The sequence below is a fragment of the Cupriavidus sp. 21MJTG02-4 genome (assembly GCF_057798975.1).
Map to the genome: position 1 here is coordinate 157,893 of NZ_JBYOJP010000008.1, position 26,316 is coordinate 184,208.

The window sequence follows — 26,316 nt, forward strand, 5'->3', positions numbered from 1 at the left end:
GAATAGCCGACGCGCGTCAGGGACGTGCGGCCGGTCGAATATTGGTGGCGTAGGTAAAACCGTCGCTGCGCGGCTTCACCAGCAGCCCGTTGCGGTAGGCCCATGTGGCGCGCAGGTGGTGCAGCGGCACCACGCCGACGTCTTCGGCCAGGGTGATGGCAGCCTGGCGCTGCACTTGTTCACGCGCCGGCGGCTCCATGGTGCGCATGGCCTCGTCGACCAGCGCATCGACCGAGCGATTGGCGTAGCCGCTGCGGTTGTTGGCGCCCAGTCCGGCCTTCTTGTCCTGCGAATGCGCGGCGGCCACGAGCGGTTCGAGCGAATCGCCGCTGACCGCGCCGATGCCGAGCATGAACGCGCTGAACTCCGGCTTGCCGCCCTCCCCGCCCGAGGTGGCGCGCGTGATGTACACCGAATAGGGCAGCGTGCGCACCTCGGTCCGGATGCCCGCGCGGGTCAGCATCTGGCCGATGGCCTCGCAGGTCTTGGCATCGTTCAGGTAGCGGTCATTGGGGCAATGCAAGGTCAGGCGGAAGCCTGCCGGATAGCCGGCTTGCGCCAGCAGCCTGCGCGCCTGCGCGGCGTCCCCCTGCGGCGGGGACACGGCACGCGCAAAGCCGAAGAAGCCTTGCGGCACAAGCTGGCCGGCGGGCACGGAATCGCCCTTGGTGACGCGCCCGGCGATCAGGTCGCGGTCGATCGCCACGCTGATGGCCTCGCGCACTTTCACGTCGCGCAGCGGATTGGTGGCCAGCGGGCGCCCTTCGTTGTCGCTCACGTACCGCGACACCTGCCGCGCCTGGTCGAGCTGCAGGTAGTTCAGCATGTACGACGTGGCCGATACCGTGCGGATGCGCCCTTCGGTGCGGGCGAAGGCATCGGCAATGTTCGCCGACGAGGCGTCGATCACGTCCACCAGCCCCGACAGCAGCGCCGACGCGCGCGCGGGTTCCTTGGCGATGAACTGGAACACCACGTGGTTCCACGGTTCCGGTGCCCCCCAGTACGTCGGGTTGCGCGCGAAGGTCAGCTGCTGGCCGTGCTCCCACGAGATGAAGCGGTACGGCCCGGTGCCGATGGCCGCGCGGCCCGCCGCAAAGTCGGCCTCCTTGACCTTGTCGCCGAGCGAGCGCGGCAGCATGGCCACCAGTCCCACGTTCTGCGGCAGCACCGGGTTCGGCGTGCGCGTCACCACGCGCAAGGTCAGCGGCCCGGTCACCTGCACCTCGGCAATCGATTTCAGGTAGGTGCGGAAGGTCCGTGCGCCGGCAAGGTGGCGCGCGCGCTCGATCGAGTACCGGGCGTCTTCGGCCGTGAACGGCTGGCCATCGGTGAAGCGCACGCCGGCGCGCAGCTGGAATTCCCACGTGCGCGGGTCGACCTGGCGCCAGCCGGTAGCGAGTTGCGCCACGGGGCGCAGGTCATTGTCGAGGCCGACCAGCGTCTCGTAGACGTGTCCCCAGAGATTGCGCCCCGCGGCGTCGAGCACATGCGGGTCGGCCGCGCTGATTTCAGCCTTGTAGCCGATGCGCAGGTCCGCCGCGCGCGCCGCGCCGGTGCCGGCCAGTGCCAGCACGGCGGCAAGAATGAGCGCGGCCGCCGGATGGCGGCCTCTTGCAGGGGTAGTTTTCGTTGGCTGAAACATTGTTTCGTTGAGTGATACTGTGTATCGAAGAATAAGACAAAGCGGTGTCACGGGTAAGCAGGGTTTACCCGCTCCCGTCATGCGAAGGAACAAGAAGCGACGGCCGCGTTGTCACGGCGCAAATCAGCCACAAGGCGTGACGGCACGCCTGCGGCGATCCGTTGCCGGCTCGGAAGGGAAATTTCGGGGGGACGCGGGGAAAGAAGTTGCCGCGGACGCGGCAACCCGGTGGCCTGGCGGCCGGAGTATCAGGCTCAGGCGCCCGTGTGGCCGAGCGAGCGCGACAACGCGGCCGCCTGTTCGACGACCATGGCCACGTGGCGGTCCAGCACTTCCTGCGTGGTACGGCTGGCCGGGCTGGCAATGCTCAGCGAGGCCACCGTGGCGCCGGTATGGTCGCGCAACGGCGCGGCCGCCGACACGGCATCGGCCTCGCGCTCGCCCAGCGAGACCGCATAGCCCGCGGCTCGGATGCTGGCCAGTTCGTCGCGCAGCGCTTGCGGATCGACGATGGTCTTGTCGGTAAAGCGCTGCGGCGACGTGGCCAGCACCGCGTTGACCAGCGTCTCGCCGCCGAAAGCGAGCAGCAGCTTGCCCGATGCGCCCACATGCAACGGACGCCGGTTGCCGACCTCGGTATGCACGCGCACCGATTGCGAGGACTCGTGGCGCGCCACGCAGACCGATTCCAGTCCGTCGCGCACGCGCACGATCACGTTTTCGCCGCAGGCAGCGCCCAGCGCGGCCAGGCTCGGCGCCACCAGCTTGATCAGGTCGAGCTGCTCGCGCGCGGCATTGCCGACCAGCAAGGCGTTGTAGCTCAGCTTGTAGACCGCCGCCGGCGCCTCGCGCGCGATCATGCCGCGGTGCTCCAGCGTGCTCAGCAGCCGGAACGCGCGCGCCTTGGTCAGATCGGCGCGGCGCGCCAGCTCGGTGACGCCCAGCGACGGGTGCTCGGCGACCAGCATCAGCAGGCCCAGAGCCTCGTCCACGGCATCGACGATATAGGTCGTCGGCTTGGTGTCTTGCACAGTTTCGGAAACGGAGTTCATAACGAATTGTAGCGGCCTGGCTCGTGAAGGCGGGGACGCCGCACTCTGGGGCGCGCAATGTAACGCAATGCGCATGATCTCGCCAGTTTGCGGGCGTGGTCCGGGCCACCCTCGCAAGGTGCCGGAACCATGACATCGCGCGAACCTCCAACAAGGTATGCGGCCAGGCCAGCGCATTGGCCAGGCCATGCTTCGCACCGACAAGATTCGGGACTGCCGTGGCTGCCTTGATCGAGGACTACGCACTGATCGGCGATTGCGAAACGGCTGCACTCGTCTGCCGTGATGGCAGCATCGACTGGCTGTGCCTGCCGCGCTTCGACTCCGCCGCCTGCCTGGCCGCCCTGCTGGGCACGCGCGATCACGGACGCTGGCGCATCGCGCCGGCCGGTCACGGCGGCAGGAGCCGGCGCCACTACCGGCCCGGCAGCCTGGTGCTCGAAACCGTCTTTGTCCATCCGGACGGCGTCGCCACCGTGATCGACTTCATGCCGATCCGCCAGGGCGCACCGAACACCGGCGAGCGTTCGGATCTTGTCCGGATCGTCTGCGGGCGTAGCGGCAAGCTCGACATGAAGATGGACCTGACGCTGCGCTTCGATTACGGCGCGACGGTGCCATGGGTCACCCGGCTCGAAGAAGGCAACGGCATCCGCGCCGTGGCGGGCCCCGACATGGCCGTGGTGCGATCGCCCGAGCCGCTGCGCGGAAAGGATCTCGCCACGACTTGCGAGTTCACGATCGAGGCCGGCGAGATGAAGCCATTCGTGCTGACCTACAGCCCTTCGCACCTTGCCGCGCCGGCCCCGGTCGATGCCCTGCAGGAACTCGAACGCACGGAGCGCTGGTGGCGCGAATGGTCCGGCCGCTGCCAGGCCGGCGGCGACTGGCGCGGGCCGGTCAGGCGTTCGCTGGTGACCCTCAAGGCCCTGACCTACCGGCCCACCGGCGGGCTGGTCGCCGCGCCGACCACATCCCTGCCCGAAGCACCGGGCGGCGTACGCAACTGGGACTACCGCTACTGCTGGCTGCGCGACGCGACCCGCACCCTGCTGGCGCTCATGGCCGCCGGCTACTACGACGAAGCCCAGGCCTGGCGCGCCTGGCTCACGCGCGCGGTCGCCGGCAGTCCCGAGCAGGCCCAGATCATGTATGGCGTCGGCGGAGAGCGGCGCCTGTGGGAATGGGAGCTGGACTGGCTGCCCGGATACAAGGGCGCCAGGCCGGTACGCGTGGGCAACCTTGCCGCGACCCAGCTCCAGCTCGACGTCTACGGCGAAGTCATGGATGCGCTGTACCAGGCGCGCCTGGGCGGCCTGCCGCGCGACCCGGACTCATGGGCATTGCAGCGGTCGCTGGTCAACCACCTGGCCGCCATCTGGCAGCATCCGGACGAGGGCATCTGGGAAGTACGCGGCGGACGGCAGCCGTTCACCTTTTCGAAGGTCATGGCCTGGGTGGCGCTGGATCGGGCCATCAAGACCGTGGAAATGCATGAATCGCCGTCCTGCGCATCGCGCTGGCGCAAGGTGCGCGACGCTATCCGTGACGACGTGCTGGCCAACGGCTTCAACAGCAAGCGCAACTGCTTCGCGCAGGTCTACGGCGGCAGCACGACCGACGCCAGCCTGCTCTTGCTGCCGATCGTTGGTTTCATCGACGGCAAGGACCCGCGCATGCTGGGCACCATCAAGGCCGTCGAAGAAGAATTGCTCGTCCACGGGCTGGTGCGCCGATACCTGCCATCCCGCACGGAGGACGGCCTGCCCGGCGACGAACCGACCTTCCTCGCCTGCAGCTTCTGGCTTGCGGACGCCTATGCCGCGGCCGGGCGCCGCGAGGAGGCTTGCGAACTGTTCGAGCGGCTTCTGTTGCTGCGCAACGACGTCGGCCTGCTGTCGGAGGAATACGATCCGGCCACGCGCCGCATGGCCGGAAATTTTCCGCAGGCGCTGTCGCATATCGCCCTGGTCAATACGGCCTTGCTGCTCGACAAGGGCGTCAAGCGGGCATGAGGCCAGTCAGCTCCGGACACGTCCTAGCGTGTCGGCAAGCTGCCAATCTCGTTGCCCGGCCCCTTGCCCATCTCGATGCGCGGATCGCGCCGTGCCGGCACGATGCCGTCATCGGCAAGCCGTTGCTGCAGGTCGTTGTTGCCGAGTTGCCGATAGTCCTTGTCGAGTTCGTGCGTCACCACGTTGCAGACCGATTGCGGCAGGGCCTTGCGCAGCAAGCCAAGAAAGCGCGGCGGCGCGATGACGACCAGTTCGTCGAAGCGCTGCTTGTTGCGGGCGTCTTCAAGCATCTTCGCCACCCGGCGCGCAAACAGTTGCGCTTCCAGGTGGATTTCGTCCTCGCCCGCGGATGACGTGACGGTTGCGACGCGCCCCGCGTGTGCGCCCGGATGGCCCGCGTCGCCTTGCATGCTGGCCTGTGTCCGGCGTCCATAGGCATCGTGCCGCAGGTCGGCATTGTGCGCGTGCGCTGCGGCGTCCGTGATTTTCTCGACGTCTTCCAATGGCGTGGTGCCGCCTTGCGAGGCAAGCACCCTTGCAATCCCCTCATCCGCAACAAGGATCCAGATTGTCTTCATGAGTTCTCTCCGTTCGTTGGCCCGGACACCGGATACCGGACCGCGTGGAGAAGACCTGCAAGGCGCACGCCATCGCGCCGGTTGATGTGCCGGCGCAGCGCCATGTGGCGCAGGGCATGCGTGATTGCAGCTTTGACGCGAAACGCTGCAAGTATTGCAAGGCGTCAGCGCGGCGTGCCGGCGTCCGGAGCGCCCCTGCCGGGCGATGTCGTGCCGCCAAATGAATCGGCGCCGCCGCCCGCGTTTCCCTGTCCGGTTTCCAGGCCGCCGGCATAGCTGCTGGCCGAAGACCCGGTGGCGCTACCGCTGCTGCTCACGCCGCCCACGTGCCCGGCGCCGGCTACGTTCTGGCTCGCCGTTTGGCCGGCTTTGCCCAACTGTCCGGCCAGGCCCTGTGCTGTCGCCCGGGCATAGGGATCGTCAGGGCGAGCCACACGGATGCGATTTTCGACATTCGTGACACCGAGTACGTTGTCCGCAATCTCTTCGATGCAGTACTTCTGCCAGCGGTCCTGCACGGTCCCGCTGAGCGCCACGACGCCCGCATTCACGGCCACCTCGACGTCACGTACGTCGAGCCGGTCGGAATAGGCCAGGCGGCCACAGACATCATCGTGAATGCGCTCGTCCGGGCGTACATAGCCCTTCGGACCTGCGCGTCGCTGTTGGTGTTCCATACCTGTTTCTCCGGGTTGGGTGGACGTCACGCTGCGTTCAGCGCTGGCGCTTGCGAGGCGACTCCGCGTTGGCCTGGTGCTGCCTGCGCGGGTCCTCGTTCCGAAACCCGCCATAGCTGCTCTGCCCCGGATCGGCGCTGCGGCTGCGTATCTCGTCGGCTTTCCGGTCCGTGCGCACGCCCGCTTTGTCATGCGCGGCCGCACCGCGCTTTTCATGCTTGCGGTCTTCCTTCGAAGTCACGGGTGTCTCCGCTGTTGGACATTGACAGCAGAGGCAGCAAGGAGTGTGCCGGTGTGTCGTACGGATGGGATGTACCGCTGAGGAGATGCCCGATGCTGTAAAAGGTTGCGTCAGCGGACGGGTGCAGTTCGTGCGGTCATCCAGAGCGCGATGCCTGCGCCGACCACAGCGGCACCGGCGCTAACGAGGAACACGCTCGGCAGGCCGGCGTGGCCGCCGACGACGCCGAGGAGCGGGCTGCCAACGCCGAGCGTGAGATCGAGGCAGGCGGTGTAGCTTCCCATAGCCAAACCCTTGCTTTCCGGCGGCGCCTTGCGCACGACCTCCGTGCCGAACGCCGGATAGACGAGCGAATAGCCGAGGCCCGTAAGCGCAGCGCCGAGGAGCGCGACCGTGGCCGAGGACGCCATCCAGAGCAGCAGTTGGCCAGCGCCTTCGATGAGGATGCTCACCATGGCGACCTTGGGGCCGCCCAGCTTGTCCGGCAGATGGCCAAACAGCGCACGCATCAGGATGAGGGCCACGGCAAATGCCGTGAACGCCTGCCAGCCAGCCCCCCAGCCGTTGCGCATGTAAAGAAGCGAGACAAACGCGGTGATGGCGCCGAAGCCAAGGCTGCTTGCGGCAAGGCCAAGGCCCGGCAGAAGGATGGACGAGAGCACCAGCGAGGCGGAGGCCTGCTTCGCCTGTCTGGCGTAGTAGACGCTGCCGTGAAGCTGGATGTTCGTTGCCATTCGGGTTCTCACAGGTACGGCGTAACACCTGCGCGGCATAGGTACCGCCCGAACCCCGCCCGAAAAAAACAAAACCCCGGAAGACCGCGATCTTCCGGGGTTCGCCGCCATTGCTGGCGGAGACGGAGTCCGCCGACATATGGCTCAAGCCAGTTCAGGCCACCTCAAGCCATCCCAGCGTATCCCTTATACAACAAGGGATTGCGGAAACTCTGAGCCATTTTGAATTGATCTGATCCATCCTGAAGAAACTCCGGTATTGTAGGAAACGTTGTAGGAACGGATCTGAGGAAGGAGGGCAAATGGCTGGCAAGGCGATCACCACGGACAAGCAGGTACAGGCGGCTGGCGTGGGCCGGTATGGGTTGGGCGACGGGCTCATGCTCGACGTGAAGGCGGCGAAATCGGGCGGTGAGCCGGGCAAGTACTGGACGATGCGCTACACCGCCCCCGCCACCGGAAAGGCCCGCTGGCTGGGGCTCGGTGCCTACCCGAAGGTCTCGCTGGCCGGCGCACGCAAGGCCCGTGACGCCGCGCAGGAGCTGCTGAATCAGGGCATCGACCCGCTGGAGCATCGCGCGGCCGACAAGGCGGCCCGGCGCGTCGCCGCCGCTGAGGCCGATACCCGCATCTTCGACAAGGTGGCGCAGGCATTCATCGAGGCAAAGTCATCCGGCTGGTCGAATCGCAAGCACATCGCCCAGTGGACGGCCACGCTGAACACCTACGCCAGCCCGATCATCGGCGCGCTGGATGTGGCAGCGATCAACACCGAGCACATCCTGACGGTGCTGACCCGCCAGCAACCCGACGATCCCAACTCAAAAGGCATCTGGAACGACAAACCCGAAACGGCCTCCCGTGTGCGTGGGCGCGTCGAGTCCGTTCTGGCCTATGCGGCCGCGCGCGGGCTGGTCAACGGGCCAAACCCGGCCACGTGGCGCGGCCATCTATCCGCACTGCTGCCCTCACCGAGGAAAGTTCGGAAGGTAGAGCACCATGCCGCGCTCGACTTCCGCGATATGGGCGCTTTCATGGCCGAGTTGCGACAGGCCGAAGGCATGGGTGCTCGTGCGCTCGAATTCGGCGTTCTGTGTGCCTCGCGTAGCAGCGAAATCCGACTCGCCACCTGGGGGGAAATCGACTTGCAGGCCGCTGTCTGGACGATCCCTGGCGAGCGGATGAAAGCGAAGCGCGCGCACCGCGTGCCGCTGTCGGAGCCGGCGGTGGCGCTGCTGCGCAGCCTAGGACCTGGCGAGCCTGACACGCTGGTGTTCGAGAGCACGCTGCGCGCAGGCCGGCCCATGTCCGACGCCACGCTGAACGCCGTGATCGAGCGCATGGGCTACGACGTGACGCAGCATGGCTTTCGCTCGACGTTCCGCGACTGGGCTGCCGAGACGACCAACTACCCGAACATCGTCTGCGAAATGGCGCTGGCCCATACAGTCGGCAACGCCGTGGAGGCGGCATACCGCCGTGGCGACCTGCTGGAGCGCCGCAAGGCGCTGATGACCGACTGGGCGGCCTACTGCGCGCAGGTGCCCGAGGCGGCGACCGTGACGCCGATTCGGGGAAGCGCGGAGAGCGCAGCGTGAGCAAGCGAGAGCAGGTTAGCGAACAAGAGCTGGCTGCTGCGCTGGCGCATCCCAACACCGTCTCGGCGGTGAACACCTACCGCGTAATCCAGCGAACGGTCGAGCTCCAGCGAGCAGTGGAACAGAACGCCTGGCTGGACGACATGGCCCGCGAGGCCGACCGCAAGCACATCGAGCCGTTCCTTAATTATGTCGCCTCCGTGGAGGCCGGGGACACGAAGAAAATTGCTGAATGCCGGGCCCAAGTAGCCAGGGCGCTTGCCATGTTGCACAAGGCACAGCAGGAACACGCTCCACCCATCAAGCGGCGCGGCCGACCGGTCAATCCTGACCTTTTCCGGCTGATTGCCCGGCTGTCCACCGTATGGCGCGAGGTAACTGGCAGGCAGCCAAAGGTCGGGCATAAGCAAGATGATCTGCTGCCCGATGGCTCCCGGTCGCTGCACTACACGGGTGCGGTGCTGGACTTCGCCTGCGCGGCCGTCGCTTCGTTGCCAGACTCCGTGCGCCCCTCGCGCGAACGCCTGTACTACGCCTTCAAGACCCTCCCCAAATTTCTCGGCTTCGTCTAGGCGCTGAGTCAGCAGCGCCGGTCCAACTATGCGTGCGCCGCAACAAGCAGGCGGCAAGCCGCCTCTGAACGCTGACAGACTACCCTGAACGCTGACAGACTACTCTGAACGCAAAGACGAATTTCTCCCGCGATCCGAATGAAAAATACGAAATTCGGGTTGAATTAAGAATCCGGAATTCCAGCCTGACGCGCACTACGCTGACCTGCACGAGTTTGAGCAGGAGCAGCCCATGACATATCCCACCCGGATTGTGCGGTTCAAGCAGATGCAGCGCGAGTTTGGCCTAGGCAGTCCGAACACCGTCCGAAAGCTGATCAGAGAAGGCCTGCTGCCGCCGCCATTCTCAATCGGCAGCCACGCTGTCGGATGGTTGCGTGAGGACGTGGAGGCGGCGATTGCAGAAATGGCAACGCGGCGTTCATGAGCTCGCGTGCCCGCTGACGTGACCACCTGACGCATCGCGCCAAATCAAACGGCCCCGACACGCGGAGCCGCAGAATCCAACCCAAGGAGACCATTATGTCCAAATCCGGACAGAGGCGCGCTTGTGCCCGTTCGCGCCAAAAGCAGCTCATCCAATGCGCCGGGCGCTGTCTCGACAATCCGACGATGCCGTGCCCGAAGTGGGAATTGCGCTGCCACGCAGGAGATCTCGCTGTTGTCACGAATATTACCGGTGGTGGGTGGAATCCATATTCGAATGGCATGTCGTCCTGGGTCGATTTCACGCCCCTGCTCGGCCGCGTCGTTCGCGTTGTCAGGCTTGACCCCCGCTATGCGCAGTGTGTTCCGGTGTGGTGGCTGACGGAAACGATCATCCTGCCCGACGCAAATGGCAGGCCCTGCCCGGTAGCTTCACTCCCCGACGCTCGCCTGAACCCGTTGCACGGTTGGGGCGTTGCGGAGGATGTGCAGGAAGGCGACGTGTTGCCAGTTGAAGCCGAAACAGCCAGCGTCGGCTGCCGCCCATAAAAGAAAAACGCCGGCCGTTGAGTGGCAGGCGTCAAGGGCGCGGCGGTCGCGCGCCCCAGAGGACAAAACAATGTGCAATGTCATTATGCCCGCGCGCGGTACGAGGCGCGCTGACACCGAAGCGGAGGCCGGGCAATGAACACCGCCGCCGACTTTGTCCCGAACCACATCCCACCCGATACCACGATCGGAGATTTCGCGCGGCTGCTCGTGGCCGCTGGCACCTCACCGCTGGAAGTACAGCGGCTTCTCGGTTGCCAGTCCGCTCGGGCGCTGGTGAATAGCACCATGCCGCTGCTCAGCGAGAAAATGCGCCAGTATTGGCCTGCGCAGGACGGGTGGTACGCGGCAAACTGGCCCGCCCATTTCCGCCCTCGCCACATCCCGGCGGATCTTACCGTCTGCGCCTTGGCTCAACTCTTGATCAACGCACGCGCCAGCCAGCAGGACGTTCAGCGCCTACTCGGCTGTCATATCGCAGCCCCCTTGCTCAATGACCACCGTCCACTGTTGGCAGCGGCCGAACTGCACGCTCGTCTGCCACCCATCGACGAATGGCTCGGCCGCCACGCACAGACCACCATGCAGGCACTCGGCGCCGAACCCGATGCGCCGGCCGCCACGGCCACCGTCAGCAGCACGCATGTGCGAGCAGAGCTCAAGGCCGGCCACCCAAAGCAAGCCGGCCGAAAGACAGCGTGCAGGCGGGCGGCGCCTCCGCCCCGGGAAACTGATACAGCGAAACCGGTTGCCGAATCCCCCGGCAATAGCGCCGACGCAGCTCAGCCGGTACCCGGCCCTGACGCGAACACGGCCGGTAGCGCTCCGCAGGCGAACCCGACCGCCGAAGGCGACCTCATCACAGGCGTGCAGCAACTCGCTGTCGATCAAGGTATCCCAGACGCCTTCCTCGCCAAGCACCTATGCCGCTCACCAGCACAGTTGGTAGCAATGAAAACCAGCACGGCGCTGGCCAGCGAGGAACTGTTGAGCAAAGTCATGTCGCTGGAAACGGCCTGGTCGCACGTGATGACGGCAGCCGGCGGAGTTATCGTAAGGCCGGGCGACTGGCCAGGCCTCTCGTCCGCGACGGCAAGTCCTGATGCTCCGCTGTCGGAGTGCATCACGGTCTTCGTTGCCGACGAGCCTTGCGGCAAATTCTTCACGCTGGCCGCGGATGGGACTGTAACCAAGCAGACTCAAGCCACCATCTCTGTCGCCACCGCCCGCATGCTACACGTGCCCGACGCCAGCGCTCTGGCTGACGTCCTCGTGCGGGTCAGCAAGCTGCCCAATGCCTGCATCATCCTCGGCGCCGTGAAGGGAATGGCGCCGGGCGAAACTTTCCGGATCGTCACGATGGACTTGCTTGCCGAAAAGCTCGGAGTGGACAAGGCAGACCGCCCGAAGCTGGTCGGCGTGCGCACCATCAACGGCGGGAAGTTCATCGCCCGGATGAAAGAGAATTTCCTGCCGTGCCAGTGGGTGCTGTTGGATCGAGACGTCGACGCGCATACACCCGAACGGTTCGATCACGCGCATCTGCCATACGCAAACTGGCTGGCACTGGTAGATCAGCACCTACTGCCGGGGGCGATAGCCTGCGAGCGCGTTCACGCGCCCTCTTCTTCGGCACGCGTAATCAAGCCTGACGGCACCCCGGTGAAGGCTGGCAATGGCCACACGTTCATCCGGCTGACCGGCGACCTGGCTCGGCTCGACAAAATCGGCCGGGAGCTCTTGCACAAGGCAAACCTTGCCGGCATAGCCTGGGGCAAGCCGATGCAGTCTCGCAACAGCGGCGAGCAGATTGGCACGCGCGACGCCACGATTATCGACCCGAGCGTTCTCTCGCCCGGGCGGCCGGTATTCGAAGGCGCACCGAATGTTGGCGCAGGACTGTCTCTAGCTCCGGCCGATATTCAGGTACATACGGGGCCGGCGCTCGACCTTGACAAGATTGCCGGCCTCACGGATGCCGAGGTTGCCAGGCTCAATGCCAACTCGACCGTTCAACTGCACCGGGACAACAACGGACAGCTTGTAGCGCACGACGACAAGACGTTGACCTGGGACACGCCGATCGATCCCGGGACCGGCGACACCACAACCGTGCGAAACTGGTACGACGCCGGCGCAAAGCGAATGCGCATCCAGGCACCGTTCCGCGATTCGAAATCGATGGCGGCATTCATCGACCTGGACGGTGTCGGGCGCCCTCGCGTTTTCGACAGCGGCACCCGCACAAGCTACCGGATCCCAGTCCCAAACCCCGACCCGGCTACCGTATTCCAGCCAGTGGCGCCTTTTCCCGGTGCCACGACTGGGAGCAGTACAGTGACGGCGGCCCCAAACTTCGTCATTCTGGCCGACGAGCCAGACGAGCCGCCGGAGGGACAGTGGCTCGTACGGGGACTCATTGACCAAGGAGACTTGGCTACCGTATATGGTGCCCCCGGTGCCGCCAAGACCTTTTTGAGCGTCGATGCTGGGCTGCACATCGCTGCCGGGCTGGAGTGGTTTGGCCATGAGGTCGCGGCCGGCGTCGGAATCGTCTATGTAGCCAACGAAAACAGTCGCGGCGTGCGACGGCGTTTTCGGGCGGGCGCAAAGAAGCTGGGGCTGGACTTGGCCATGCTGCCGATTGCTGTGACGAGGAAGCCGATCGATATGCGTGGCAATTTCCCGGCTGCACACGCGCTGATCGAAGCGATGGTCAAAGATCTGAAAGAGCGGTATTGCATCACCAACGCTGTCGTCGTGTTTGACACGCTGGCGCGCGTATGGGGCGGCCTCAACGACAACGCCGCCGAAGACATGAATGCCGTAATCGGTCACTGCGACAAGCTCCGGGCGCAAGGTCTCACGGTCATCCTGCTCCACCACACTGGCAAGGACGCCTCGAAGGGTCTGCGCGGACACAGCTCACTTGAAGGGGCGGTGGACGTCGCAGTGCTGGTAAAAATGGAAGAGGCAACGGGATATCACAGCTACAAGGTCACCAAGCTGCGAGACGGGGAGACGGGCGAATCGCGCGCATTCCGGCTGGAAAAGATCGTGATGGGCCAAGACGCGCAAGGGCGTCTCTTGGAATCGGCTGCAATCGTGGATGAAGGGCGGCACGCCATTCTGGGGGGCAGGCGAAAGAGGATTTCCCCTCCAGATAAAGCCGTCTTGCGTGCATTGAATGACGCCGTGGAGAAAGCGGGAAAAATGGTCCACAATGACGCCCCCGCCCACTCGCGCCCGCGAGGCGTGGGCATGGACACCTGGCGTGAAGAATACCTCCGCCCGCAGGGAACACTGGACCCTGCTGAACGTAAAAAGATTGTGCAGACACTGCGCCGTTCGGTGGAGAGATTGCTGGCCGAAGGGCTCGCTCACGAGAAGGACGGACTTTACTGGCCTGCTTCAGTGCAAGCATAGTGCGCTTAATGTCACAAAGCTTCAAAAGCTTCACCCCCCTATAAGGGGTGAGCTTGAAGCCGGCTATGCGGGAATTATTGTCGCGGGTGCCAGTTCTGCGTCTGTGTCCAGATCGCGCATTCGCTTAAGCAGGCACCTGCTGGCGGAGCGCCTACACTGGCAGGCGCCGCCGTTCAGGCTAGCCGCGACTACCTCGGCGCCCACTCCGCTCCATTCACTGCCTTACGTCCGCAGCAACGCCCGGCGTGCCGCCTCGATCCGCGCCTTTGCCCGCTCGACTTCCTTCGTGCCCACGGGCGCCCCGTCCATCAGGGCCGCCAGCAGATCGCGCTCGCGCGCATGGGCAATTTCCCGCTGCTCCAGCGACGTCAGGGTAGCCGGGCCAACAGAAGGCGCCCAGGTACCCGATTTACCCATTTGCCGGGGCCGCCGCTTCGTTCCGGGCGCACCTGCCTCCCCTACCGGCTTGACGACCTTCCGGCGCCCAGGCTGCGGCTCAACCCACGCTCCATGCAGGATGAGCGACGGGCGCCAGGCGCACGCGTCGCTGTCGGCCGTCATGTCTACGGCCGACCCATCGGCAGGCGGGTCAGGAACATGGGCATCGCGCTTGCGAAGCTCGACAATGACAGCATCGCCCTCGGCCTCATGCAGGCACTTGCGGCGCACGAGGTTGACGAATTTCCACGCCAGCCAGTCCTGCGTCATCGGTGCCAGCCAGTCATAGTGCAGGCCGTGTCCGTCGAGCCACCAAACCAGCCGTTCAAGCGCTTCGGGCTCAAGGCGGCAGGTAAAGCCAGGCGTCCAGGGGTCAGTGCGCCAGAGAGTCCGCATCACCTTGGCGTGCGCCTGCTTCGGGTTCACGGCCTTGCGGCGCGACCTTGCCTCGCGCAGGCTCGTCGAGTTGGTGTGCCAGTAGCAGAACTCTCCGCCAGTCTGTGCCGGTTTGCCGCAAGGCTCGCCCAACCGGTTGCGTGCGCCACAACGCGGAGCAAGTGCCTGCGCGAGTTTTCCCAGCACCCAAAACGGGGGCGATTCATCACGGCCATCGGCTTGGCCAAAGACACTGTCGAAATTTCCCGTGGTCATCTGATGCGCCCTCCGAACATGAAGCACCTGAACGATGCCGATCGCCACCAAACGCTGGTGAACCACTGTGAACGCTCATGCAAACCGGACTCCGCCATTTGGGTGCCAAGCGCCCGCACAAATTGAGCGACTGCACACGGCCGCGTACCACTTCACGCACGCTTGAGCCCCCCTTACCTCCGCCAGTTTCAGTCATTCGACACGAACCCTCAGATCGTGGACAATCGTCGAACGTACAGGCTCGCGAGCGCACTTAACTTATTTCTGGGGCTCTGAAATGGATCGCGCATGGTTGCGTTTTGCTCAAAAGCTTGAATATCGAGATCCTGCACCTCTGTTGAGAAGCCTCCGGAAAGTTGAACTGCAGATCGCAACGTCGAACACTCCCGAGAAGATAAAGGCACTACGAACCAACGGCCTGAAAGAGTTTAGGGAAATCCGTGAGGCTGCAATTTTCTGTCATGGGATGTCTCAGCGACTCGGCCAGACGGTCTTTGTCGGCCGGGGGGAGTCGCAAGACTATGATTTTGTCGCCTCCTGGCTCGAGGGCGACACGCAACATCTAGCCCCTGTCCAAATCAAGGAAGTGGTGCCAGCCAATCTAAATCCGAAGGCATCCGTGCAAGCCACGGTTGACGCATTGACGAAATACGTCGACTCCGAAGACCTCGTAGTAGCCATCCACCTTAACCGACATACCTCGTTCGATCCCGCCCAGTTGGTTGTGCCCGACCTCAACATCGCCGAGCTTTGGATATTTGGCGCGTTGGCACCAGATCAGTCAATTTGGGGACTGTGGGGAAACCTCATGAAGACCCCCACTGAGACGCGCTATTCGTATCCAGTTTAGTTCCGACCACGTCAACAGAAAAAAATGAGTAATGAAAATATCGTGAAGCTCGCGGCCCTTCACCGGCATTGGATCGTAGCTGACGCCGTGCGCGTTGTCCTACAGCAGAAAACGACTACACCTGAGCAAGAAGAGCGGGAAATCAAGAAGTTCGGCATCGAGTACGTGGCTTTCGGTGAGCATGCTTCGATGGTTTGCCGTATGCAGGTCTGGTATTCGTTGCTGTATGTGGTCGTCGAAGGCTACAGGGAGCTTGGACATAAGTTTGAACCTCTCGAAAAAGTTTTGGCGAAGGCCGAGTACGTGGATCTGCTGCGCAGGTTCCGTAACGCAACATTTCACTTCCAAGCAGACCCGCTCAACGATAAATTAATTGACTTTCTAGATAAGCAAGATAGCGAGATATGGATCCGCGATCTGAACAGGCAACTGGAAGCCTTCTTCATACAAGCACTACCGCTCAAGGAGACCATGGAGAGGAAAGAGGTGCCTAAGATTCCTCCCGGCACGAAGCTGAGCACTCTGTTGCAGTGGGACAAAAAGTAGGCTTCACGCAGATTCGGTGAGCCTGACCCCTAGCACTTGAATGTCCAATCAAGAGAAATACCACGGACCGTTTCGGGTCGGAAAGCGACGACGACCGCTCCCTCCCCAGTTGACCGAGGTCGGCCACAACCGGCGATTTAATTTACACCGGAAAGGGTCATCTCATCTGGCCTCCTGGCGTCCGCATTTTTGAACTCCCCGCAAGCCACGCTTGCGGGTTCCTTCTGCCCTCTGGCGGCCGTTACCTCAAACATCATGTGTCAGAAATGACGGTTCCATCCCCTAAGCCAACCTTAGACACTTTCCGCTACTGGGCGAGAACTCAGTTCGCCACATACTCAAAATGCGTGGGCTTCATCGATACAGTGGACCCGCAAGGTAATCGAGGGATTGGCACCTGCTTTCATATTGGTGAGGGAGTCTATGTCACCGCTCGTCACGTGATAGAAGGTCGACATATTGTCAGCGTCGATTTTCACGATCTTTCTGTGTCAATGGAGTTGATCCAAGACATCGGCCGGAGAGGTTTGGATAGGCCAGGCGACATCCGAATTCTTGAAGGCCCGGCCTACCACCCCGACCCGACGGTAGACGTCGCTTGTCTCCGTCTTGACTACGCTCCGGCCGACTGCATTCCATTGGGCGGCCACTTCGACGACTACCTAGGCCAGTACGATCTCCTCTTGCACCGGACGTTAGTCCTAGGCTACCCCCCAGTCCCATTTACGAGCGAACCAGTTCTCATAGCAAGTCTGGGGGAAATCAATGCATTGGTAACGCTGCGAGACCGGAAGTTCGTTCATTTTCTCGTCTCGACGATGGCCCGCGGTGGATTCAGCGGCGGCCCAGTGCTGGTTGCGTACAACGAGCTGAACGAGAAATCCGGTACCGCGCTTTTGGGGCTGGTTACTGATGCGCTTGTGCGTGACTATGGACCTACCGAAACTGGGTTTATGGCGGTACTCTCAGTCGAGCCAATCTACGACTGCCTTGAAATGAACGGCATGCTGCCGGCAAATCAAAGGATGAGCAATGATCCTGATGTCTAACGGGTTGATTGACACTGACGGTCTTCGCTTGCTTTCCACCTCCCGGCCATCTCCAACGTCGAGTGCCTGCTTTCCCGTGCGGACCATTTCCGCTTTGGATCATTCCGCGACTCTCAGTTGCCTCGCAGGGCGGCAATGAACCTGGAGGAAAAATCCATACACACGGGTCATCTATGCCTGAAAAGCTTGCGGAAGACCTTGGCAAGGCGCTAGACTTGGATTGTCAGACCTGTAACAGGCTGATGTGGTGCCAGTCCGATCGAGTCGGCTGGTTCCCGTGTATGCCCTGAGGGCGAGCGGGTTTCGATTTTTCCGAAATCTTCCTGTTCAGGAGCCCGCTCATGTCTTCATCTATAGCGCGATTTCGCGCTCGTGCCTTCCGTTCCCAGTCCGGCCGATGCTTCTATTGCCGCTGCCCGATGTGGGAAAACTCCGCAGAATCTTTCATCCAAATGTACGGACTGTCGCGCGGCCAAGCCATGCCGTTCAAATGCACAGCGGAACATCTTAAAGCACGCTCAGACGGTGGCGCAGAGTCCCGGCGCAATATTGTGGCCGCTTGCGAGACTTGCAATAGACGGCGTCACCAGAGAAAAATCGCGCGAAGTCCTGCAGAGCATCGGGGGCACGTTCAGCGTGCCATGCGCCGCGGCAAATGGCATGGCCCTTGGCTGTGGACAAATCCGTCTCTGGTAGCAGAACTGACCCCGGGCTCACCGCTACCCCGCAAGGGCGCCTAACCGCCCCGGTACGGTTGGTCGAACACTGCCTAACAACGCATGTGCGGCGCTGTTTTCAGCCGCGGTACTATGTTCCGATTATGAAGATCAGGGGAGACATCATGACAATCGTTGCCCTTTGGTACCGAGAACGCTATGGGGAGCTTTGGTGTGGCTCCGACACAAGAGTCACCAGCGCCGACTCAACATTGCTGGATGCTGCGCCGAAGATCCTCCCGATTCCTGTCCAGGGTCACAGACAAATAAGGGGGGCCAAGTTCGAAGTCAATTATCGGCACAGCCTTGGCTTCGCCTTCGCTGGGTCGACTCTGGCCGCCGTCAGTTCTCACGCCTTGCTAGCCGCGTGCACTCAAAATTTGCTGGCGGAGTCGGATGGCCCACATCCCGTTGCCGTGGAGGCGATCGCCGAGCTTGCTCGCTCCATCGGGGAAAATACAATCCGCGACATGTCGAGCCGTCAGAACCGTGATGTCGTGTTCGAGGCCCTAATTTTCGGCTACTGTTCCGTCGCCAGAACATACAGAGCGTTTGCGGCCGTCCCAAACAAGATCGACGGGACCCTGCGTATGGTCTTGGGCGAGCTACTACTCGGGCCGGGTCGTTTCCATCTTATTGGAAGTGGTGAGAAGGCTTTCCTTCAACTGCACTCAGAACTAGCTGACACGCACCCGGATCCCGGCGTATTGACTACTCTAGCTGCGCTAGTGCAAGGCGGTGTTCAGCAAGATGTTGGAGGGCATGTGCAGATTGGTGTTGCGTCTTCTGACGGCTTTCGACTGTTGCCGGTGATCGAACCCGGCGATGGCCAAGGGCATCGTAGCGTCAGCTTCTTAGGGATGAGCCTTGTGAACGGCCTGAGAGTCGGTGGCTATCGAGTCGGATTTCAGGCTGCCGGAGTAGGACTTCCCAGTGGCAATGTGGAGGCGCCATAAGGACTTGCGGCATTTCAGTGACGACCAGACAGCTTCGCCATATCGCATAAGAGAATAGCCGGAGATCAGCGATCTTCTGTAGAAGAAGCTGAGCACCAATTTGACGGGAAGACTCAATGCAACTCCCCACTTTCGAAGAATACAAGGCCGCGCTCGAAAAGGTGTTGTCCAATGCTCCGGATAGTCACCTCAGAATGCTGAAAGCGCATTTGTTTGCAGCTAACCAGACTATCTCTGCAGGGGATCTTGCAAAGGCGGGAGCATATGAAAGCCACTCGGCGGCCAATCTGCAATATGGCAAGCTTGGCCGCGCACTTTGTGAGCAATTGCGCTTTACGCCTCCAATTGGAAACAGCGGGGAGCCCACTTTCACATATGTGCTCGCAACGCCGACGAAGCCGGCGCAGTCTGTTTGGCTCTGGACGCTGCATAGGCAAGTTGTCGACGCGCTACGAGCTATCGATGTGTTCGGCCCTCGGACGGGGGAGGTCAATCTGGCCAATACAGACGCACCCAGAGACTCTATTCTTGACGGCCTTTTACCGCGAGAACGAGAAGCGATTTTTGATCTCTTGGAGCGTGCAGGAATCTCGACAGTCGACTGGTTCACCAAGGCCGACGGCCAGCCTGTAGCACGCGTAAAAGCCAATCCAAATTTCTGCTACAACTGGTCCTTCGGTTCTTTCCGAGAGGGATATGCACTGTGCATTTGGCATGACACTTTGCGAGCCAAGCACGAGCGTGTCTTCTTCGAAGAAAACCTCCGTGAACTCGCTGAACGCTTGCAAGCCGATGGGCGAAATCCAGCCAATAATGACGCTCGAAAGAGTCGTGCCTTGACGCAGGCGATGCGCGCGCGAGCCTTCGACGATGCCCTGAACGCTTCCTATACGCGGGGCATGCCAGTCTCCGTGATCTTGACCCGAGGGGACCGGCGTGATCGAGAGGAATTAGGTGAGGGATCCTCTCACGTTCAATATCGCTCGCTGGACCCCGTCAAGTGGTACGTGCACGAGTATAGCGACGCGGGTAAAGCCGTACTGGTACGCGGAATTAAGCCGGAAGGATTTGCCGATGAAAGTGCTGCGACAGTGGACGGTGAGACCGGACCACCAGATGATGTGCAGCACCGCGCGATCAAGGTAAGACGCGGGCAAGCCCAGTTTCGAGAGCGGTTGTTGGCTGCTTACGGCCGTACTTGTGCTGTCACAGGATGCAAGGTGGTAGACCTATTGGAAGCAGCACACATTCGACCGCATGCTGAGGAGCCAAATTACAACGTCACAAATGGGTTACTCTTGCGTGCGGACGTACACACCCTATTCGATTTGGGGCTGCTTGCAGTCGATGCAAAGCTACGAGTGAGACTTGCCCCCACCTTGCTTCAGTCCGAATACAAGCCCTACGAGGGAAAGGATCTCAGACAGCCTCACTATCCATCCGAGATGCCCAACGGAGATGCTTTGGACCGTCGCTATCGCGAGTTCAGAGAGAAGTATGGACTTTGATTGGAATTTTGACTGCAGCATACAATAGTATGCAACTGCCATTGGTCTCGAGGCCGAACAAGGCACGAACTGGAATGCGATGCATCGACCGGTTGAATCCGCATCCCGAAAAAAACGTCCGACATGACGCTGAGGGACAACCCAAAAGATTCGACACTGCCCCTGACGCCGGCCACCGGCTCTTCGCGGCCAGTTTCGGTTGTCGAATGCTACGTGACGATGGTCCGCCTCGACGAAAGATGCGTGAAGAGAAGCCGGTCTAATTAACGCGATAACCGCTTTTATCGCGACTTTGCCGGCCGGCCCCACGCTGGTTCGATTGGCGAACGCTGAGCGTGGCCGGATCCAATGGGGAGCATTGCGGGACGGCCGGGCAGAGGCCCGGCGCCCGCCGCGCTCAGGCCGCCAGGGCTAGGCTGCCCGCATCCTGCCCGGCCGCCGCCGTCTGTTCGGCCAGCGCCGCGGCGAAGTGAGCCTGGCAGGTTTGCCGAGCCGTCAGGCGCGAGCGCAGGTCGGCACAGAGTTGGCGCAGCTCTGCCACGCGCGCGACAATGCGCTGCTGTTCTGCAAGAGGAGGGATGGCAAGAGGGATTTCCTTCAGGCGTGACGCCTTGATGCCCGTTGCCGTCATCCCTGAAGCCGCAGCGAGGAGCAGCGCTTGTACTGGTGCAGACATCATTGCCAGTTGCACATACGGTCCGGTTGCTACCTCATGCAGTTGGAAGCAAATGACGCGCTGTGCTAGGGCGAACCGATGCTCAATATCGACAGTCGCGATGTTGCCAAGCGGAGCCTCGGTAGTAAAAAGCAGATCACCGACCCGCGGAAACCCACGGGTCATCCAGGTCTCATAGTCGTTTTCGGAAATGAACTCCCGAGGCTCCCGACTGATATATCCAAAACGAACGTTCTTCGCGGTGATCAACGGGATGCCGGCCTCAGTCTTCCGCGGAGTCTTCCCTCTGTAGTCGATAAACCTCGCGAGATTGCCTAGGCGGCAGTATTCCCAGCCAGGGATCTCGCCCAAGTATCTTTCGGCCTCCGGTACGTCTGCTTGCGCAGTCGTTCGCAGCCCTTCACGCGTTGCTAGCTCTGCCTTCTTGTCCGCTATTCGTCCCAGCAATGCACTAACCGGTTCGTCGCTCTTGTCTTGCGGCACCATTAGCCCGCGTACTGCAAGCTGCAGCATCGTCTGCTCGAGGGCGTCGACGGCTTCCGGGCGGTCGAGCAGCAGGTCGAAGTTCGCGGCGACGCGGGCCCAGTTTTCCGCGAGGGCATGCGGCGACTCGCTCGTGGCCAGTGCGTCGAACAGGGTCTTAGTCAAACGCGCGTGCTGCTCCTCCTCCAGGTGGCCACGGGCTTCCAGCGCGTCGCACAGAAGCATCATTTCGCCGACTTTGGCGACGATGCGAGACTGTTCCGCGATTGGGGGAACTGGAAATACACAACGCTTCAGTTCCGACATATTGATCGAAGCAAGATTTGTCGTCTGTTTGGCTGCTGAAGAGAAATAGGCCCGAGCGTCAGCAGAGTTGAGAAACAGCTCCGCCCACTCAGGATCCCACTCGTCATCAATACCTCTCGCCTTAAAAATATGATTCTGGTGAAGGCACAACTCAATCTCGTCGCGCCAAAGGCAAGTTCGGCCGACCTTGTCCCAGTCACCGCCTTCTGTGATCAGCAGGTCATGCCGAAACAGGCGGAAGCGCTCGATCTCCATCCTGTCAATGATCACATCTTTCATTTCCGATAGCGCTAGCTGCCTGCGCTGCACGTTTGCAACCCGAAGATAGGGCAAGGACACTGGCTCCTTCAACGGCGTCTTCCTCCCGAGCGTCACACCACTCGTGATCTGCACCACATCGCCAAATCTCGCCCACTGCCATCCTTTGGGCAATGCAAACGGCTTTTCCTCGTCGCTGACGGCAGGCAGTGGCTTATCTCGCTTGAGCTTGCCTTCACCGATCAGTCGCTCCCTGTTTTCTAGAATCCGTGCTAGCAACGCGCTCGCAGGCTCATCGCGCCGGTCCTGCGGCACGAGATTGCCTCGCACGGCGAGTGAAAAAATCAGTTCACGCAAACGCGCTATGCCATCTGGCGCCGTGGCCAGCATCTCAAAGCCTTCACTCAGCTTCATGCCTGGCCCTCCAGTGCTTGCGCAAGGATGCCCTTGAGCTGGTCGCGCAACGCGTGCGCCTCGGCAGTCAGCCGCTGGTACTGGGCGAGCAGTTCGTCCGGGTCGTGGCTGATTGCCTCACCCTGGTGCGGGTTCTTCTGGTCGAGGTTGAAGCCGTTGGCCTTGAATGTTTCGATGCCGACCTTCCACGCGAACTCGTTCTCGACCCGGCTGGCAAAGCCATCCGCCTCGCGGCCCCACCAGGCCTTCTCCGGCGCGAACTCCTCGATGCGGATCGGCTTGGTCTTCGAGTAGCTCTTGTAGCCGGCCGGGTAGGGATGCTCGTAGTACCAGACCTCGCGCGTCGGCGTGCCCTTGGTGAAGAACAGCAGGTTCGTCTTGATGCCGGTGTAGGGCGCGAACACGCCATTCGGCAGCCGCACGATGGTGTGCAGGTTGCACTCGGTGAGGAGCTTTTCCTTGATGCGGCTCTTCACGCCCTCGCCAAACAGCGTGCCGTCGGGCAGTACCACCGCCGCGCGGCCGTGGTGCTTGAGCAGCTCGATCATTAGCACCAGGAACAGGTCCGCGGTTTCCTTGGTGCGCACGTCGGCCGGGAAGTTGGCCTCGATGCCGGCTTCCTCGGTCCCGCCGAACGGCGGATTGGTCAGGATCACGTCGACCAGGTCGCGCGCGCCATAGTCGATCAGCGGCCGCGCCAGCGTATTGTCGTGCCGGATCTGCGACGGCACCTCGATGCCATGCAGCATCATGTTGGTCACGCACAGCAGGTGCGGCAACTGCTTCTTCTCGACCCCGGTGATGGCATTCTGCAGCACGATGTCGTCGTCGGCGCGCTGGCGCTGCGGCTTCAGGTGCTCGATCGCGCAGGCGAGAAAACCGCCGGTGCCGCAGGCCGGGTCCAGCACGCGCTCGCCCAGCCGCGGGTTGACCTGGTCGACCATGAACTGGGTGACCGCGCGCGGCGTGTAGAACTCCCCTGCGTTGCCGGCACTCTGCAGATCCTTCAGGATCTTTTCGTAGAGGTCATTGAACAGGTGCCGCTCGGCGCGGTTGTTGAAGTCGATCTCATTGATCTTGTTGATCACCTGGCGCAGCAACTGGCCCGACTTCATGTAGTTGTAGGCGTCGCTGAACACCTCGCGCGCGACGAAGCCACGCGGGTTGCGCTTCGGGTCCGCATTGAGCCCCTTGATCGCGGGGAACAGATCGCCGTTGACGAATTCCAGCAGTTCCTCGCCAGTGATGCCCTCGGGATCGGCCGCCCAGGTGCGCCAGCGCAGCCGCTCCGGCAGCGGCGACTTGAATTCGTCGCGCAGCAGCTCGAGCTCGGTTTCCTGGTCATCGAAGATCTTGAGGAACAGCAGCCAGCTCAGTTGCGAGATGCGCTGGGCGTCGCCATCGACGCCGGCGTCCTGGCGCAGGATGTCCTGCACGGACTTGATGAAGGTGGAGCGGATGGTCATGGGGAGAAGTCGTTATTGATAGAGGGCGCGTTCCAACTCGTGGAGCGCGGCCTGGTAGTTCGCCTTGCCGCCAAAGGCGGTGATGATCTCGACCGGCGAGCCGAATTCATTGAGCGGCGCCAGCTTCAGTACCTCGATGTGCTCGATATTGGTGATGCCCGCATCCGCATACTTGTCGAGCAGCGCCTGCAGCACGCGCCGGGCGGTCTCGCCGTACCGGCCGAAGACGTTGCGCTTCTTGACGCGCTCGGCGCGCTCGCGCCGCGTCAGCGGCGGCTGGTCGAAGGCGATGTGGCAGATCAGGTCAAAGGGGTCGAGCTCCTTGCCGGCCAGCTCGGCCAGCTCCTCGAACAGCACGCCCTGTTTTTCCAGTTCGGCCAGGATCGCTTCCTTGCGCTCCGCCGCATGCCAGACCTGCAGGAAGCCGTCGAGCGAGGCATAGCGCTTGTTCAATTGGATGCGAGTGAAATCGCGCAGTGACTCCGTGATCAGCTTGCCGTCCGGGCCCAGGTACTGGACCTGCTCGTGCGCGACGCGCACCGGCACGTGATCCAGCACGTAGCGGGTGCGTCCCGGACCGGGCGGCTCCTCGGTCCCGCCGAGGGGGCCGCCAGGCTGGGCCGTGCCGCCTTCCCCGGTGTCCTCGCCCTCTGGCTCCTCATCGGGTGGCAGCACCGGCTCGTCGGGCGCGGGATCATACACCACGACCGGGTCGCCATCGAAGGCCGGGTCGGCGAACAGGGCCGTGGCCTGCTTGAAATCCAGGATGGTGAACCAGAGCTTGTCGTGCTCCTCGTCGATGCGCGTGCCGCGGCCGATGATCTGCTTGAACTCGGCCATCGACTTGATGGTGCGGTCGAGCACCACCAGCTTGCAGGTCTTGGCGTCGACCCCGGTGGTCATCAGGCGCGAGGTGGTCGCGATGACCGGATAGGCCTTGCGCGGATTGATGAAGTTATCGAGCTCGAGCTTGCCTTCGGCGTTATCGCCGGTGATCTGCATCACGTACTTCGGGTTGGCGCTCGCCAGGTCCGGATTGGCGTTGATCAGCGCCTGGCGCATACGTGCGGCGTGATCGATGTCCTCGCAGAACACGATGGTCTTGGCCATGCGGTCGGTGGCGCGCAGGAATTCGGTGATGCGCGCCGCGACCGCCACGTCGCGCTGGGTCAGCACCAGCGTGCGGTTCATGTCCGACTGGTTGTAGATGCGGTCCTCGACCACCTGGCCGTGCTTGTCGACGGTGCCGACCGGTGGGCGCCAGCCCAGGTCCTTGTCGAGATCCACGCGGATCACCTTGTAGGGCGCGAGAAAGCCGTCGTCGATGCCCTGGCGCAGCGAATAGGTATAGACCGGCTCGCCGAAATAGGTGATGTTCGACACCTCCTCGGTTTCCTTCGGCGTGGCGGTCAGTCCCAGGTGGATCGCCGAGCTGAAGTAGTCGAGGATCTCGCGCCAGGCCGAGTCCTCGGCGGCGCTGCCGCGGTGACATTCGTCGATCACCACCAGGTCAAAGAAATCCCGGCTGAACTGGCGGTAGATGTTCTGGGCCTCGTCGGTCCCGGTGACGGCCTGGTAGAGCGACAGGTAGATCTCGTAGGATTTTTCGACCGTGCGGTTCTCGATCTTGGTCATCGCCCCGGCAAACGGTTTGAAGTCGTTGGTCTTGGTCTGGTCGACCAGGATATTGCGGTCCGCCAGGAACAGGATGCGCTTGGCCGCCCGCGCCTTCCACAGGCGCCAGATGATCTGGAACGCGGTGAAGGTCTTGCCGGTGCCGGTGGCCATCACCAGCAGGATGCGCGACTGGCCCTTGGTCACCGCCTCCACGGCACGGTTGACCGCGTTGAGCTGGTAGTAGCGCGCCTCCTTACCCGGATAGTAGTCCTGCGCGTAGACCGGCTCGGCCTCGGGCGCGATGCCCTTCCAGGCCAAATAGCGCTGCCATAGGACGGCGGGGGAGGGAAACTCCGCCAGCGTCAGCTCGCGCTCGATCACGCCGTCCTGGCCCGTGCGGTCGTGCCAGACAAAGCCATCGCCATTGCTCGAGAACGCGAACGGCATGTCCAGCATCTCGGCGTAGCGCAGGGCCTGCTGCATGCCGGCGCGCACGCCGTGGTTGTTGTCCTTGGCCTCCACGACGGCCAGTGGCAGGCCGGGCTTGAAGGACAAGACATAGTCGGCACGGGCGATGGTGTCCTCGTCGCGCTTAGCCTTCTTGCCACGCACCACGACCCGCCCGCTGGTGAGGCTCACTTCCTCGCGCAATTGCGTGTGCAGGTCCCACCCGGCTTGTGTCAGCGCCGGCGTGATGTACTTGCTGCAAATGTCCCGCTCTGAAAGGGCTTTCTTATTCATTTTTTTGACCACTCCAAGCATTCAGCGCTGTGAGGGTCAGATTCTAAAGCCTAATCTCGCAGGATCATGGCGGAATGCCGGTTTGCGCCTGCCCCGCTCCCGTGGGGGACCATGCTTGTCCCGCACGT

Annotated in this window: 22 protein-coding genes; 12 read left to right on the top strand and 10 right to left on the bottom strand. The window is 62.5% G+C overall.

Features of this window, described 5'->3' with window-relative positions:
• Nucleotides 1-16: 16 nt before the first annotated feature.
• Both AC3FKH_RS17820 and AC3FKH_RS17825 read right to left on the bottom strand, forming a co-directional pair.
• On the bottom strand, nucleotides 17-1,645 hold the full coding sequence (locus AC3FKH_RS17820; protein WP_488677175.1) for an ABC transporter substrate-binding protein: 1,629 nt from the start codon (nucleotides 1,643-1,645) through the stop codon (nucleotides 17-19).
• Nucleotides 1,646-1,899: 254 nt separating this feature from the next.
• Complete coding sequence (locus AC3FKH_RS17825) at nucleotides 1,900-2,676, bottom strand: IclR family transcriptional regulator (protein WP_488677176.1); 777 nt, start codon at nucleotides 2,674-2,676, stop codon at nucleotides 1,900-1,902.
• A gap of 239 nt (nucleotides 2,677-2,915) precedes the next feature.
• On the opposite strand from AC3FKH_RS17825, the gene AC3FKH_RS17830 reads away from it, so the two are divergent.
• Complete coding sequence (locus tag AC3FKH_RS17830) at nucleotides 2,916-4,712, top strand: glycoside hydrolase family 15 protein (protein WP_488677177.1); 1,797 nt, start codon at nucleotides 2,916-2,918, stop codon at nucleotides 4,710-4,712.
• Between the two features lie 23 nt (nucleotides 4,713-4,735).
• Here the strand turns inward: AC3FKH_RS17830 and AC3FKH_RS17835 are convergent, their stop codons facing one another.
• The 4 genes from AC3FKH_RS17835 to AC3FKH_RS17850 form a co-directional block, all read right to left on the bottom strand.
• Nucleotides 4,736-5,290 (bottom strand): host attachment protein, encoded by a 555-nt coding sequence (locus AC3FKH_RS17835; protein ID WP_483711084.1) that lies wholly within the window; start codon nucleotides 5,288-5,290, stop codon nucleotides 4,736-4,738.
• A 164-nt stretch (nucleotides 5,291-5,454) separates the two neighbouring features.
• Nucleotides 5,455-5,967 carry a BON domain-containing protein gene (locus AC3FKH_RS17840; protein WP_488677178.1) on the bottom strand — a complete coding sequence of 171 codons (513 nt, stop codon included), beginning with the start codon at nucleotides 5,965-5,967 and terminating at the stop codon, nucleotides 5,455-5,457.
• Between the two features lie 37 nt (nucleotides 5,968-6,004).
• The gene (locus tag AC3FKH_RS17845; protein ID WP_488677179.1) at nucleotides 6,005-6,208 is read right to left on the bottom strand and encodes a hypothetical protein; all 204 of its coding nucleotides are present in this window, start codon (nucleotides 6,206-6,208) and stop codon (nucleotides 6,005-6,007) included.
• A gap of 110 nt (nucleotides 6,209-6,318) precedes the next feature.
• The gene (locus tag AC3FKH_RS17850; RefSeq protein WP_488677180.1) at nucleotides 6,319-6,942 is read right to left on the bottom strand and encodes an MFS transporter; all 624 of its coding nucleotides are present in this window, start codon (nucleotides 6,940-6,942) and stop codon (nucleotides 6,319-6,321) included.
• Nucleotides 6,943-7,244: 302 nt separating this feature from the next.
• On the opposite strand from AC3FKH_RS17850, the gene AC3FKH_RS17855 reads away from it, so the two are divergent.
• From AC3FKH_RS17855 to AC3FKH_RS17875, 5 genes are all read left to right on the top strand, one after another.
• Complete coding sequence (locus tag AC3FKH_RS17855) at nucleotides 7,245-8,540, top strand: tyrosine-type recombinase/integrase (protein WP_488677181.1); 1,296 nt, start codon at nucleotides 7,245-7,247, stop codon at nucleotides 8,538-8,540.
• The gene (locus AC3FKH_RS17860; RefSeq protein ID WP_488677182.1) at nucleotides 8,537-9,112 is read left to right on the top strand and encodes a hypothetical protein; all 576 of its coding nucleotides are present in this window, start codon (nucleotides 8,537-8,539) and stop codon (nucleotides 9,110-9,112) included. Before AC3FKH_RS17855 ends, AC3FKH_RS17860 begins: the two co-directional genes overlap by 4 nt.
• A 232-nt stretch (nucleotides 9,113-9,344) precedes the next feature.
• On the top strand, nucleotides 9,345-9,539 hold the full coding sequence (locus tag AC3FKH_RS17865; RefSeq protein WP_488677183.1) for a helix-turn-helix transcriptional regulator: 195 nt from the start codon (nucleotides 9,345-9,347) through the stop codon (nucleotides 9,537-9,539).
• Between the two features lie 95 nt (nucleotides 9,540-9,634).
• Nucleotides 9,635-10,087: a hypothetical protein gene (locus tag AC3FKH_RS17870; protein ID WP_488677184.1), complete on the top strand. Its 453-nt coding sequence runs from the start codon at nucleotides 9,635-9,637 to the stop codon at nucleotides 10,085-10,087.
• Nucleotides 10,088-10,222: 135 nt separating this feature from the next.
• Nucleotides 10,223-13,513, top strand: coding sequence for an AAA family ATPase (locus AC3FKH_RS17875; protein ID WP_488677185.1), 3,291 nt, complete (start codon nucleotides 10,223-10,225; stop codon nucleotides 13,511-13,513).
• 222 nt (nucleotides 13,514-13,735) lie between these two features.
• Here the strand turns inward: AC3FKH_RS17875 and AC3FKH_RS17880 are convergent, their stop codons facing one another.
• Nucleotides 13,736-14,650, bottom strand: coding sequence for a hypothetical protein (locus tag AC3FKH_RS17880; protein WP_488677186.1), 915 nt, complete (start codon nucleotides 14,648-14,650; stop codon nucleotides 13,736-13,738).
• Between the two features lie 229 nt (nucleotides 14,651-14,879).
• Here AC3FKH_RS17880 and AC3FKH_RS17885 point away from each other — a divergent pair, with 229 nt between their 5' ends.
• The 6 genes from AC3FKH_RS17885 (at nucleotide 14,880) to AC3FKH_RS17910 (ending at nucleotide 20,227) form a co-directional block, all read left to right on the top strand.
• A complete protein-coding gene (locus AC3FKH_RS17885; RefSeq protein ID WP_488677187.1) occupies nucleotides 14,880-15,452 on the top strand; it encodes a hypothetical protein in 573 nt (190 codons plus the stop codon).
• 24 nt (nucleotides 15,453-15,476) lie between these two features.
• A complete protein-coding gene (locus AC3FKH_RS17890; protein WP_488677188.1) occupies nucleotides 15,477-15,998 on the top strand; it encodes a hypothetical protein in 522 nt (173 codons plus the stop codon).
• 347 nt (nucleotides 15,999-16,345) lie between these two features.
• Nucleotides 16,346-17,047: a S1 family peptidase gene (locus tag AC3FKH_RS17895; protein ID WP_488677189.1), complete on the top strand. Its 702-nt coding sequence runs from the start codon at nucleotides 16,346-16,348 to the stop codon at nucleotides 17,045-17,047.
• Nucleotides 17,048-17,526: 479 nt separating this feature from the next.
• On the top strand, nucleotides 17,527-17,787 hold the full coding sequence (locus AC3FKH_RS17900; RefSeq protein ID WP_488677295.1) for an HNH endonuclease: 261 nt from the start codon (nucleotides 17,527-17,529) through the stop codon (nucleotides 17,785-17,787).
• 101 nt (nucleotides 17,788-17,888) lie between these two features.
• Complete coding sequence (locus tag AC3FKH_RS17905; protein ID WP_488677190.1) at nucleotides 17,889-18,719, top strand: hypothetical protein; 831 nt, start codon at nucleotides 17,889-17,891, stop codon at nucleotides 18,717-18,719.
• A gap of 116 nt (nucleotides 18,720-18,835) precedes the next feature.
• A complete protein-coding gene (locus AC3FKH_RS17910) occupies nucleotides 18,836-20,227 on the top strand; it encodes an HNH endonuclease (RefSeq protein ID WP_488677191.1) in 1,392 nt (463 codons plus the stop codon).
• Nucleotides 20,228-20,624: 397 nt separating this feature from the next.
• Here the strand turns inward: AC3FKH_RS17910 and AC3FKH_RS17915 are convergent, their stop codons facing one another.
• The 3 genes from AC3FKH_RS17915 to hsdR are packed head-to-tail and all read right to left on the bottom strand — an operon-like array spanning nucleotide 20,625 to nucleotide 26,188.
• On the bottom strand, nucleotides 20,625-22,364 hold the full coding sequence (locus tag AC3FKH_RS17915; protein ID WP_488677192.1) for a restriction endonuclease subunit S: 1,740 nt from the start codon (nucleotides 22,362-22,364) through the stop codon (nucleotides 20,625-20,627).
• Complete coding sequence (locus AC3FKH_RS17920) at nucleotides 22,361-23,830, bottom strand: type I restriction-modification system subunit M (RefSeq protein ID WP_488677193.1); 1,470 nt, start codon at nucleotides 23,828-23,830, stop codon at nucleotides 22,361-22,363. The genes AC3FKH_RS17915 and AC3FKH_RS17920 overlap by 4 nt, the downstream gene beginning before the upstream one ends.
• Nucleotides 23,831-23,842: 12 nt before the next feature.
• Nucleotides 23,843-26,188 (bottom strand): EcoAI/FtnUII family type I restriction enzme subunit R, encoded by a 2,346-nt coding sequence (gene hsdR / locus AC3FKH_RS17925; protein ID WP_488677194.1) that lies wholly within the window; start codon nucleotides 26,186-26,188, stop codon nucleotides 23,843-23,845.
• Nucleotides 26,189-26,316 lie beyond the last annotated feature (128 nt).